The organism is Streptomyces sp. NPDC014889, assembly GCF_043081205.1.
Classification (GTDB): domain Bacteria; phylum Actinomycetota; class Actinomycetes; order Streptomycetales; family Streptomycetaceae; genus Streptomyces.
This window is the reverse complement of the sequence record NZ_JBIBWH010000001.1, coordinates 1-12026: the sequence shown is the minus strand read 5'-3', so window position 1 is coordinate 12026 and position 12026 is coordinate 1. Positions and strand designations below refer to the sequence as shown.

The following is a 12026-nucleotide window of genomic DNA, read 5'->3' as shown; positions in this document are numbered from 1 at the left end:
TTACTCAGACCGTCCGACGGCCCGGTTCACGCTCACAGCGCTGCCACACCGCGCTCGCGCAGGGCCTGGTCGTACTGCTGGAGGATCCACAACTCGTTCTGGGTCGAGGCCAGTTGAGCGGGGTCGCCGCCGGTGCCGAGGCGGGCGACCGTGCTCTGGAGGTCGCGGATGCGGCGTTCGACCGCGCGCCGGCGGACCGTCACCAGCTGGGCGCCCGCGTAGGCCTCGTCGACCTCCCGGCGGAGCAGGATCGCCTCGACCGCGAGCTCGGTGACCATCGCCCGGACCGCGTCGTCCGGGGCGGCCTCGCGGACCCGGGCCAGGTACTCCTGCGGGTCGCCGACGCCGTACTCGGCGCCGCCCGCGTCCAGGACCGCCTGGCGTACGGCGGCGTAGGGCGGGGCGGTGAACTCGTCCACGCCGTAGGCGTCGAACGCCGGGGAGACCAGCTCCGGACGTTGCAGGGCGAGTTTGAGCAGTTCGCGTTCGGTGGCGAAGACCGGGTTGCGCAGGTTGAGCGCCGGGCCCCGGGGCGCGGGACGCGTCGGCGCGTGCTGCTGCTGCGCCCCCCGCTGCCGCTGGTCCGGCGCCGGGCCGCGGCCGCCGCGTTCGCGTGCCCAGCGGGCCAGCTGGGCCACCCGCTTGACCACGAACTGGGTGTCGAGGATGCCGAGCAGCCCGGCGAGCTGCACCGCGACCTCGTGCTGGGCGCCGCTGTTCTTGATCCGGGCGACGACCGGCGCGGCCTCGTCCAGGGCGGAGGCGCGGCCGGCCGGGGTGTCGAGGTCGTAGCGGGCCACGATCTGGCGCAACGCGAACTCGAACAGCGGGGTGCGCGGTTCGACCAGGTCGGCGACCGCCTCGTCGCCCTTGGCCAGCCGCAGGTCGCAGGGGTCCATGCCGTCCGGGGCGATCGCGATGTAGGTCTCGGCGGCGAACTTCTGGTCGTCCTCGAAGGCCCGCAGGGCCGCCTTCTGCCCGGCCGCGTCGCCGTCGAAGGTGAAGATCACCCGCGCGGAGCCGTTGTCCATCAGCAGCCGGCGCAGGATCTTGATGTGGTCGCCGCCGAACGCCGTGCCGCAGGTGGCGATGGCGGTGGGCACGCCGGCCAGGTGGCAGGCCATGACGTCGGTGTAGCCCTCGACCACCACCGCGCGGGAGGTCTTCGCGATCTCCTTCTTCGCCAGGTCGATCCCGTACAGCACCTGGGACTTCCTGTAGATCGCCGTGTCGGGGGTGTTGAGGTACTTCGGCCCGTTGTCCGCCTCGTACAGCTTGCGCGCGCCGAAGCCCACCACGTCGCCGCCGATGTCGCGGATCGGCCACATCAGCCGGCCCCGGAAGCGGTCGATGGGGCCGCGGCGGCCCTCCTGGGCGAGGCCGGAGAGGATCAGTTCCTTGTCGGTGAAGCCCTTGCCGCGCAGAAAGCGGGTGAGGTGGTCCCAGCCCTGGGGGCTGTAGCCGACGCCGAAGTGGAGGGCGGCGCCCTGGTCGAAGCCGCGTTCGGCGAGGAAGACCCGGCCGGTCTCGGCCTCGGCGGAGTTCGCGAGCTGTTCGGCGTACCAGTCGGCGGCCAGCTTGTGCGCCTCCACCAGGCGGATGCGCTCGCCGCGCTGGTGGGCGGGGTTGTACCCGCCCTCCTCGTAGCGCAGGGTGATGCCGGCCTGGGCGGCCAGCCGCTCGACCGCCTCCGAGAAGGAGAGGTGGTCGATCTTCATCACGAACGTGATGGTGTCGCCGCCCTCCTGGCACCCGAAGCAGTGGAAGAGTCCCTTGCTCGGGCTGACCTGGAAGGACGGCGACTTCTCGTCGTGGAAGGGGCAGAGGCCCTTGAGGTTGCCCCCGCCCGCGTTCCGCAGCTGGAGGTACTCGGACACCACGGCGTCGATCGGGACCGCGTCCCGTACCGCCTTCACGTCCTCGTCGTTGATCCGTCCAGCCACGCCAGAAGTCTACGGTGGTCCGCCGGGGCTCCCGTCCGGCTACGGGGCGAGGGTGTCCAGCGGCACGTGCGGGTCGGCGAGCGCCTCCGTGTCCACCCGCGCCCTCGTACGGATCAGGTGCTGGATCGGGTCCGTGACGTCCCACACGTTGACGTTCATCCCGGCCAGGACGCGGCCCTCCTTCACCCAGAAGGCGATGAACTCGCGCTTTCCGGCGTCCCCGCGGATCACCACCTCGTCGTAGGAGCCGGGGGGCGCCCAGCCGCTGTACTCCATGCCCAGGTCGTACTGGTCGGTGAAGAAGTAGGGCACGCGGTCGTAGAGGACCTCCTGGCCGAGCATCGCGCGGGCCGCGGCCGGGCCGCCGTTCAGCGCGTTGGCCCAGTGCTCCACCCGCAGCCGGGTGTCGAACAGCCCGTGCGGGAAGGAGGCCACGTCGCCGGCCGCGTGGATGTCCGGGTCGGAGGTGCGCAGCCGCTCGTCGACCTTGACGCCGCCGCCGTGGGCGCGGTCGGCCAGCTCCAGGCCGGCCGACTCCGCGAGGGCGACGCGCGGCGCGGCTCCGATCGCGGCGAGCACGTCGTGGCAGGGGTGCTCCTCGCCGTCGTCGGTCCGCACGGCGAGCACCATGCCGTCCTGCCCGACGATCTCGGTGAGCCGGGCGCCGAAGTGGAAGCGGACGCCGTGCTCGCGGTGCAGCTCGGCGAAGAGCTGGCCGAGCTCGGGGCCGAGCGCGCCGTGCAGCGGGGTGGCGGACGGCTCGACGACGGTGACCTCGGCGCCGTACTCGCGGGCCGCCGCCGCGACCTCCAGGCCGATCCAGCCGGCGCCCGCGATCACGAGGTGGCCGTTGTCCCGGCCGAGGTGGGTCAGGACGTGCTTCAGGCGCTCGGCGTGGGCGAGGCGGCGCAGGTGGTGGACGCCGGCGAGCTCGGTGCCGGGGATGTCCAGGCGGCGCGGCTCGGCGCCGGTGGCCAGCAGCAGCTTGTCGTAGCGCACATGGGTGCCGTCGTCCCCGTAGTGGACGGTTTTGGCGGCGCGGTCGATCGCGACGACCGTCTGGCCGAGGTGCAGCTCGATGTCGTTCTGCGCGTACCAGGCGGGCTCGTGCACGAAGACGCTGTCGCGCTCCTCCTTGCCGAGCAGGTACCCCTTGGACAGCGGCGGCCGCTCGTAGGGGTGGTCGCGCTCGTCGCAGACGAGGATCACGCGGCCGCTGAAGCCCTCCGCGCGCAGGGTCTCCGCCGCCTTCGCGCCGGCCAGTCCTCCTCCGACGATGACGAATGTCTGATCCGCGTCGACCACTTGATGCCTCCTGCCGGGGGTCTGGGGGGTGTCCCCCAGAGAACACTGTGGGTGCCGCCACATGGGAGCGTCCCGCACGGAGCGTGGTGCGGGAAGAGGGGGTGGCCCGATCAGGCCACGGAGGGTCACCCGGGGACCCGGTCGGGGTCACTTCGTTCACTCTCGTCCCACCGGTACCACGGCTGTCCGTAAACGCGCTGTCAATGTCATGCGTGCGCCCTCCCCGTCATGCGTGCTCCCTCAGACGGGCGTGCAGGGAACGGGCCGAGGCGTCGGTGAGGGAGGCGATCTGGTCGACGAGCACCCGCTTGCGGGCACGGTCGTCGGCGGCCTGGTCGAACAGGGCGCGGAACTGGGGGTCCAGGCCGTACGGGGCGCGGGCGGTCAGCGCCTCGGCCAGCTCGGCGACCACGATCCGCTGGTCGGCGCGCAGCCGCTCCTGCTCGGCGCGCTGCATGACGTACCGGTCGGCGACGGCCTTGAGGACCGCGCACTCCATTCGGGTGGTCCGGGGGACGACGAGCTCGGCGGCGTAGCGCGTGAGGCGCCCGCTGCCGTACCGCTCGCGGGTGGCCCCCTCGGCGGCCAGGCAGAAGCGTCCGATGAGCTGGCTGGTGGCGTCCTTCAGGCGGGCCTGGGCGACCGCCGAGCCGTCGTAGCCGTGCGGCCACCACTCCTGGTCCAGGAGGCGGTCGAGGGCCTCGGCGAGCTCCTCGGGGTCGGTGCCGGCGGGGACGTAGCGACCGACGGCGACCGCGAAGACCGCCTGCCGTTCGGGTTCGGCGTGCAGGCAGCCGGGGTCGATGTGGCCGGCGTGCAGTCCGTCCTCCACGTCGTGCACCGAGTAGGCCACGTCGTCCGCCCAGTCCATGACCTGGGCCTCGAAGCAGGTGCGGGTGCCGGGCGCGTCCTTGCGCACCCAGTCGAAGACCGGCCGGTCGTCCTCGTAGACGCCGAACTTGGGCGAGGCCGGGTCGGTGGGGTGGGCGCCGCGCGGCCAGGGGTACTTGGTGGCGGCGTCGAGGGCGGCGCGGGTGAGGTTGAGGCCGACGCTGACGAGTTCGTCCGTCTCGGCGTCGACGACGAAGCGCTTGGGTTCGATGCGGGTGAGCAGGCGCAGGGACTGGGCGTTGCCCTCGAATCCGCCGCAGTCGCGCGCGAACTCGTTCAGCGCCTGTTCGCCGTTGTGCCCGAAGGGCGGGTGGCCCAGGTCGTGGGAGAGGCAGGCCGCCTCCACCAGGTCGGGGTCGCAGCCGAGGGCGGCGCCCAGTTCCCGGCCGACCTGGGCACATTCGAGCGAGTGGGTGAGCCGGGTGCGGGGACTGGCGTCCCAGACCTGGCTGTATGTGCCCGGCGTGACCACCTGGGTCTTGCCGGCCAGCCGTCTGAGGGCGGCGGAGTGCAGCACGCGCGCGCGGTCGCGCTGGAAGGCGGTACGCCCCGGCCGCTTGTCCGGCTCGACGGCCCACCGCTCGACGGCCGGCGCCTCATATCCGGCCGGCGGCACATGGTTCCCGGACGACCGGTGGGCGTGCCCGCGCGGCCGCGCTGCCTCGGATGCGATCCCTTCCATGGTTCGACAGTAAGCGCACCCACGGACAATCGGGATGTCGCCATCCAACTCCACCTCACTGCGGCGCGGGGTACCCGAAGCCACCGCAAGCGGCGGCCTCGGCCCCCTTCCCGGACTCCGGAACCACCCGCTGACCCGCGCCGGCCCGGCGTTCCGACCCCACGCCCGGATGCCGCCCAGCGGCCGTGGCGGGCGGGATCCGTCCTTGGACTCCCCGCTGCCCACCGGTCCGTGGCGTGCGCGGCCCTTCGAGCGGGACACCCGCGCGCCGGAGGCCGGGACGGCCGGTCCGTCAGTGGACGCGGACCCACCCCGGCTCCGCCCGGTCCCCCGGCGGGCCCGGCACGGGCGTAAGCCCGGCACGGGCGCGGGCGTGAGCCCGGCACGGCCTCGATGCCACCCGCCGGGACGTGGCCGCCCGGTGCCCCGCCTCACTCCGGACCCCGGCCCCACCCCGCCAGGCAACGACCGGCGCACCCCCGCCCGGACCCCGGTGCCGCCCGCCGGGCGCCCCACCCCGGCTCCGACCGGCCTCCGGCCCCCAGGTGAGCCCTGCCCCACCACCCGTCAGGCCACGACCGGCACACCCCGCGCGGACCCGAATGCAGCCCGCCGGGCCGTGACAAGCGCGGCCCCCTTACGGGACCCACCGGAGGCCAGGGCGGCCGGTCCAGCAGCGGACGCGGACCCCACCCCCCAACTCTGGCCCCGCTCGCCGGGCTGTGGCGGGCGCGCGGTCCGCCCCGGGCCACGGTCCCGTGGCCGTCGGCGGGAGAATGGGGCGTCGGGGGTGAACCGGGGCGGGCTGGGGTGCGTCCTTGCTGTTCGGGGGGGCCGTAAGGGTGCCTGGGGAGGGGATCGAATGATGCGCTTGACGGATGGGCCGCGCTCGCCGCGCCGGGTGCCGTGGACTCGTCCGCGTCTGCCGCGCACCCGTGCCGGGCGGCGGCTGCTGACGCAGGTGGTGATGGCCGGGTGCGTACTGGCACTGCTCCCGGCGACCTGGACCTACGTCACGGCCGGCGACCGGCTGCGGACCACGGCGGACGCACCGCGCACCGACGTCGCCGTCGTCTTCGGCGCGGGCCTGTGGCAGGGGAAGCCGTCGCCGTACCTGGCGCACCGGCTGGACGCGGCGGCGAAGCTGTACCACGAGGGCCGGGTCAAGGTGCTCCTGGTGACCGGCGACAACAGCCGCGAGGACTACGACGAGCCGGACGCGATGCGCGCCTACCTGACCAAGCGGGGCGTGCCCGGCGCGCGGATCGTGAGCGACTACGCCGGCTTCGACACCTGGAGTTCCTGCGTCCGCGCGAAGAAGATCTTCGGCGTGGACCGGGCGGTCCTGGTCACCCAGGGTTTCCACGTCCGTCGTGCGGTCGCCCTGTGCGACGCGGCGGGCATCGACTCCTACGGTGTCGGCGTCGACGCCAAGCACGACGTCACCTGGTACTACGGCGGCACCCGCGAGGTGTTCGCGGCCGGCAAGGCGGCCCTGGAGGCGGTGTTCCAGCCGGACCCGAAGTTTTTGGGCCGCACGGAGCACGGCGTGACCCGGGCCCTGGCCGACGCCCACCGGCGTCCGTCGACACCCACTGAGGCCCGCTGAGGCCCGCTGAGGTCCGCTGAGGACCAAGCGTCAGACCGGTCTCCGTGTGCGCCAGTCGCCGCCCTCGATGCGCACGCCCTCGGCGCGCAGCCGTCGGCTGACGGACGGTCCGGCGACGTAGACCCAGGCCCGCACGGTCGTTCCGTCGGTCTCGCGGACCACTTCGCGCTCGATGCGCTCGTAGAGGCTGTGCGGGTCGCCGACCACGTATTCCTCCAGCCGGTCCAGGGCGGTGAGCACCTCGCCGTACTCCTCCGGCCGGGCCGCGACCAGGTCACCCCGCACCAGACCGCCCGGCTCCTCCACGGCGTACGGGTAACCGGGCCCGTCGTAGAGCACCGCGCCGGACAGCCGGGCGGGCTCCTCGGAGCGGGTGCGGCCGCGCAGGAGCAGGCCGTGGTTGCCCTCGCCCGGGCGCAGGGTGCCGTAGACGAAGAACGGGAGCGGCGCGGGCGGCGGCGTCGGAGTGGTCGAAGTCGTCACGGAAACGATTCTCTCCCCCCTCACACCCACCCCGAGGCGCTATGGACATGACATGTCATGAGCACTTAAATCTCAGCAACAGCCAGCGCACCCCCTCGCGCCCCCAGGGCGCCCGCGCTCAAGGAGACCGATGAGTCGGACACGGCACATCCGAGGTTCCCGCCTTGCCACGGCCGGTGTGGCCGCCACCGCCGCCACCCTGCTGGCCGCCGCCCTCTCCCCCGCCGCGCACGCGGAGGGCAGACCCACCCGGGCCACCGCCATCCACAACGCCGAGTCGGCGCTCGTGCACCACTCCACGGCCCTCGGCCTCACCTCCGCCGAGGACGCCACCGTACGGGACGTGATCGTCGACAAGGACGGCGCACAGCACGTCCGCTACGACCGCGCCTACCGCCAACTGCCCGTACTGGGCGGAGACTTCATCGTCCACATCGCTCCGGACGGCAACTACCGCGGCGCCGACCGGGCCTCGAGGGGCACGGTGTCCCTGCCGAGCACCACGCCCGACCTCACCGCCCCGAAGGCGGCCGACCTCGCGGTGAACGCGCTGCGCGCGGAGAACCTGGGAACGAAGCTGCAACAGGTCAAGGCCAAACCGGAGTTGATCGTCGACGCACTGCACGGCACCCCGCGCCTGGCCTGGCGCACCAACGCGGTCGGGCTGGACTCACTCGGCAACCCGGTGGCCCGTACAGTGCTCACCGACGCCCGCACGGGCGCGCAGATCGACGCCTGGGACAGCATCGAGACGGCGACGGGCGACGGACAGTCGCTCTACAGCGGCACGGTGCCGCTGGAGACCACGCTCTCGGGCTCGGCGTACCAGCTCAAGGACCCGACGCGCGGCAACACGTACACGGGCGACGCGGAGAACAAGACCGACGCGTGCTTCTTCGGCATCTGCTTCCAGCGCGCCCCCGCCACGCTGTTCACGGACGCCGACAACCACTGGGGCACCGGCACGACCGCGGACCGCGCGACGGCGGCGGTCGACGCGCAGTACGGCACCAACGAGACCTGGGACTACTACAAGAACGTCCACGGCCGGAACGGCATCGCGGGCGACGGCAAGGGCTCGTACAACCGCGTCCACTACGGCAGCAACTACAACAACGCCTTCTGGGACGACAGTTGCTTCTGCATGACGTACGGCGACGGTGACGGCACCACGTTCGGTCCGCTGGTCGCCCTCGATGTGGCCGGCCACGAGATGAGCCACGGCGTGACGTCGAAGACGGCGGCACTGACGTACTCCGGCGAGTCCGGCGGCCTGAACGAGGCGACCTCCGACATCCTCGGCACGCTGGTGGAGTGGTACGCGAACAACCCCGCCGACCCCGGTGACTACCTGATCGGCGAGAAGATCGTCCGCTCCGGCTTCGGCAAGTCGGCCCTGCGCTACATGGACAAGCCCTCCAAGGACGGCAGTTCGGCCGACTGCTGGAGCAGTTCGGTGGGCAACCTCGACGTCCACTACTCCTCGGGCGTCGCCAACCACTTCGCCTACCTGCTCGCCGAGGGCAGCGGCGCCAAGGCCGTGAACGGCGTCGCCTACGACTCCCCCACCTGCAACAGCTCCTCGGTGACGGGCATCGGCCGCGACAAGCTCGGCCAGATCTGGTACCGGGCCCTGACGGTCTACATGACGTCCTCCACGAAGTACGCGGGCGCGAGGACGGCGACCCTGAACGCCGCCAAGGACCTCTACGGCGCCGGCAGCACGGAGTACAACGCGGTGGCAGCGGCCTGGTCCGCGGTCAACGTGAGCTGAGGCGCACCGGCAGTGGAGCGGGCGTCCTCGACACGAGGGCGCCCGCTCCGCCGTGCGGGTCAGGCCGACGCCCCCACCGCCGAGCCCGTCCGGGCCGGCTCCTGTACGGTGCGGCGGCGCCGGGACGGCAGCCCTGCCATCGGGTTGGCGACGGCCCAGGCCGCGCCTTTGCAGACCAGTTCCTTGTAGACGGCGGCGAGCCGTCCCGTCAGGACCGCCCGGACGGCACGGTCGTCGGCGGTGACGTACTGGATCAGGCCTTCCCCGCGGCCCAGCGAGACACATTGGTTGAAGTACCTCAGCGGTACGTTCGGGAGCTTCCCGCCGGTCAGGCGGGCCGCGATGGCGTCGGCCGCCTGCCAGGCGGTGGGGATGCCCGAGGCGCACGACATCCGCAGCGGCTGGTCGCCGGGGCCCATCGCCATGGCCGCGTCGCCGACGGCGTACACGTCCGGATGCGAAACCGAGCGCATCGTCCCGTCGACCACGATCCGGCCCGTACCGGTGACCTCCAGGGCGGTGGCCTGCGCGACCGGGTGAACGGCGAAGCCGGCGGTCCACACGGTGATCGCCGCCGGGAGGGACCTGCCGTCGGCCGTGACGACGCGCTCGGCCTCGACTGCGGTCACGGCGGTGTCCTCGTACACGGTGATGCGGAGCTTGCCGAAGACCTTTCGCAGGTGCCGGCCGCCTCCGGGCGAGAGCCAGTCGCCGAGGCCGCCGCGGGCGGCGAGGACGACGTCGAGGTCCGGGCGGGCCCCGGCGATCTCGGTCGCGGCCTCCACGCCGGTGAGGCCGCCGCCGACCACGACCACGGACTGTCCGGCGTCCAGGCGGGCCAGGCGCTCGCGCAGCCGGAGCGCCCCGGGGCGACTGGCGATCTCATGGGCGTGCTCGGCGGCGCCGGGAACGCCCTGGTCGTTCCAGCCGCTGCCGAGGGCGTACACGAGGGTGTCGTACTCCAGCTCCCCGGCAGCATCGTTCGCCTCGGCGACGGCGACGGTCCCGCGGTCGACGTCGACGCCGGTGACCTTCGCGAGCTTCAACTCGACGCCGGTGCCCGCGAACATCTCGCTGAACGGCCGGGGCCGGAGGCGGCGGCCGACCGCGAGCTCGTGCATGCGCACCCGCTCGACGAAGTCGGGCTCGGCGTTGACGAGGGTGATGGAGACGTCGTCGCGGTGCAGCCGTCCGGCGAGACGGCCGGCCGCGATGGCTCCGGTGTATCCGGCTCCGAGAACGATGATGCGGTGCTGCATGTCGTTGCTCCTGTCCGATCGATGTCGCCACTTGAACCGGGCGGCCCGCCGTTTCCTGACAGCAACGCGATGTGAAGCACCTCACATCGGTTCAGAAGATGTTGAACAGCGGTTCGCCGTGGCCCGTGGCCGCCCACCGCCGGGTCGCGCGTTCGAGCTTGTCGGGGTTGACCTGGTTACGGAACGCGGCGATGCCCTCGGCAGTGACCTCCAGGCACATCACGCCGACGACCCGGCCGTCGAGGACCGCCACGACGGCGGGACCGCCGTTGGCGGTCGCGGCGTAGACCTCGGGTGAACCGCCGACCAGGGCGCGCTTGGCCTTGCCGGGTTTGAACAGGCCCCGCATGAACTTCGCGACCGCCAGGGCGCCCTCGAACGCCTTGGCGCGGGCCGGGACCTTGCCGCCGCCGTCGCCGATCGCGACGGCGTCCTGGGTGAGCAGCCGCACGAGCGGCTCGGTCCGGCCGCCGGCGGCGGCCGCGAGGAACTCGTCGACGATCCTCCGGGTGGCGGCCTCGTCGATCTCGGTGCGGGCCTTGCCGTCCGCGACGTGCTTCTTGGCGCGGTGCAGGATCTGCTGGCTGGCGGCCTCGGTGATGTCGAGGATCTGGGCGATCTCCCGGTGCGGGTATCCGAAGGCCTCCCTCAGCACGTACACTGCCCGCTCGCCCGGGGTGAGGCGCTCCAGGAGGGTCAGGACCGCGTACGAGACCGATTCGCGCTGCTCGGCCGTTTCGGCCGGGCCGAGCATGGGGTCTCCGGCCAGCAGCGGCTCCGGCAGCCAGTGGCCCACGTAGGTCTCGCGCCGCGCGCGGGCCGAGGTGAGCTGGTTGAGGCACAGGTTGGTGAGAACCTTCGTCAGCCACGCCTCAAAAACCTCGATGCGGCCGACGTCGGCGGCCTGCCAGCGAAGGAACGTGTCCTGCACGGCGTCCTCCGCCTCGCTCGCGGAGCCGAGAAGGCGGTAGGCGAGAGCCTCCAGACGCGGCCTGGACGCCTCGAACCGGTCCACGTCAATCGCAGTCAGGGCCATGGCCCCGGATCCTAGCTCCCGCGGTGTGCGGGACTCTGCAGTTCTGGATCGCGGAGCAGCCGGACCAGGCCGGACGCGTCGAGCAAGCAGCTCGCTGGCTGTGCGTCTCCGCCCGGTGCAGGCACTCGGCGTCCTCGACGGCACCCCACTCGACCGCCCTCACTCGCAGCCATCAACGAGTGGTTGTGACTCCTTCATCTCGCCTGCGCGAGGTGTTGGCGGCGAGCAGTTCCTGCAGGAGGGCAACGATGAGATCGGGCTGTCCTACGAACGGCGAGTGGCCCGTCTGCCACTCGCGCACGTCATTGCAGCGCGCGGCCATCCTCCGCTGCAGGCCCGGGTCGATGGCCCGGTCCTGTGCGCAGACGACGTAGGTGGAGGGTGTGTGCTTCCAGCTGTGGTGCTCTGGAACTCCTCGCCCGCAGCCCGAGGCTTGCGCACGCAGCAGACCAACTGCCCAGGTGACGAGAGGTTCTGGACAGTCGCCATAGAGGGTGTCAACAGCCCGGTCGGGGTGCAGGCTGGTCGAGCCGCCGAGCTCAGGGTTGATCGCGTCCCGGAGCTGCGGGGACGCCCCACCCAGACTGGCTGCGCTCTCGCCGACATCCAGCACGAAGGCCGCCAGATAGACCAAGTGTCCCGCCCCGCGCACCCCGGTGATCACTGACCCGCCATAGGAGTGACCGAGCACAATCGGAGGCTCCTGAAGCGTGTCGATGGCAGCCTGGACCGCGGCTGTGTCAGTAGGCAATGAGCCCCGGTGGAGCTCGGGAACGACGACCTCGGTTCCTGCAGTCCACAAGCGTTCTGCCACCACGGCGAAGTGCTCGGGACGGTGATACAGCCCGTGAACGAGCACCACGGCGGCCAATTCGCCCGCCTCCTCAAGTCGGCGTCAGGCCAGTGATCTTAGACGTCCCGCGGATAGGTGCGGTTGGGGATACCGGCAACAGAACGGGCACAGGTCCCGGTGATCATGGAGTTGCGACGCTCTGTGATCACTGGGGAGACCTGTGCCCGCGCTTCCCTCATGGCTGACCGAAC

Annotated in this window: 9 protein-coding genes; 2 read left to right on the top strand and 7 right to left on the bottom strand. The window is 72.2% G+C overall.

The features are described from left to right. Nucleotides 1–32: 32 nt before the first annotated feature. From dnaG to ACF09J_RS00035, 3 genes are all read right to left on the bottom strand, one after another. Nucleotides 33–1943: a DNA primase gene (dnaG, locus tag ACF09J_RS00045; RefSeq protein ID WP_392303087.1), complete on the bottom strand. Its 1911-nt coding sequence runs from the start codon at nucleotides 1941–1943 to the stop codon at nucleotides 33–35. A gap of 39 nt (nucleotides 1944–1982) precedes the next feature. Next, nucleotides 1983–3248, bottom strand: a complete 1266-nt coding sequence (locus ACF09J_RS00040) for an NAD(P)/FAD-dependent oxidoreductase (protein WP_392303086.1) — start codon at nucleotides 3246–3248, stop codon at nucleotides 1983–1985. A gap of 226 nt (nucleotides 3249–3474) precedes the next feature. After that, entirely contained in the window at nucleotides 3475–4821 is a 1347-nt protein-coding gene (locus ACF09J_RS00035) for a deoxyguanosinetriphosphate triphosphohydrolase (RefSeq protein WP_392303085.1), read from the bottom strand. 865 nt (nucleotides 4822–5686) lie between these two features. On the opposite strand from ACF09J_RS00035, the gene ACF09J_RS00030 reads away from it, so the two are divergent. Further along, the gene (locus tag ACF09J_RS00030) at nucleotides 5687–6430 is read left to right on the top strand and encodes a vancomycin high temperature exclusion protein (protein ID WP_392303617.1); all 744 of its coding nucleotides are present in this window, start codon (nucleotides 5687–5689) and stop codon (nucleotides 6428–6430) included. Between the two features lie 30 nt (nucleotides 6431–6460). Here the strand turns inward: ACF09J_RS00030 and ACF09J_RS00025 are convergent, their stop codons facing one another. Continuing rightward, nucleotides 6461–6913, bottom strand: coding sequence for a gamma-glutamylcyclotransferase family protein (locus ACF09J_RS00025; RefSeq protein ID WP_392303084.1), 453 nt, complete (start codon nucleotides 6911–6913; stop codon nucleotides 6461–6463). Between the two features lie 130 nt (nucleotides 6914–7043). Between ACF09J_RS00025 and ACF09J_RS00020 the strand changes: the two genes are divergently transcribed. After that, nucleotides 7044–8687, top strand: a complete 1644-nt coding sequence (locus ACF09J_RS00020) for a M4 family metallopeptidase (protein WP_392303083.1) — start codon at nucleotides 7044–7046, stop codon at nucleotides 8685–8687. A 59-nt stretch (nucleotides 8688–8746) separates the two neighbouring features. Here the strand turns inward: ACF09J_RS00020 and ACF09J_RS00015 are convergent, their stop codons facing one another. The 3 genes from ACF09J_RS00015 to ACF09J_RS00005 form a co-directional block, all read right to left on the bottom strand. Then, the gene (locus ACF09J_RS00015) at nucleotides 8747–9946 is read right to left on the bottom strand and encodes an NAD(P)/FAD-dependent oxidoreductase (RefSeq protein ID WP_392303082.1); all 1200 of its coding nucleotides are present in this window, start codon (nucleotides 9944–9946) and stop codon (nucleotides 8747–8749) included. 91 nt (nucleotides 9947–10037) lie between these two features. Next, nucleotides 10038–10982, bottom strand: coding sequence for an RNA polymerase sigma factor SigJ (sigJ, locus tag ACF09J_RS00010; RefSeq protein WP_392303081.1), 945 nt, complete (start codon nucleotides 10980–10982; stop codon nucleotides 10038–10040). A 172-nt stretch (nucleotides 10983–11154) separates the two neighbouring features. Continuing rightward, nucleotides 11155–11853 carry an alpha/beta hydrolase gene (locus tag ACF09J_RS00005; protein WP_392303080.1) on the bottom strand — a complete coding sequence of 233 codons (699 nt, stop codon included), beginning with the start codon at nucleotides 11851–11853 and terminating at the stop codon, nucleotides 11155–11157. Nucleotides 11854–12026 lie beyond the last annotated feature (173 nt).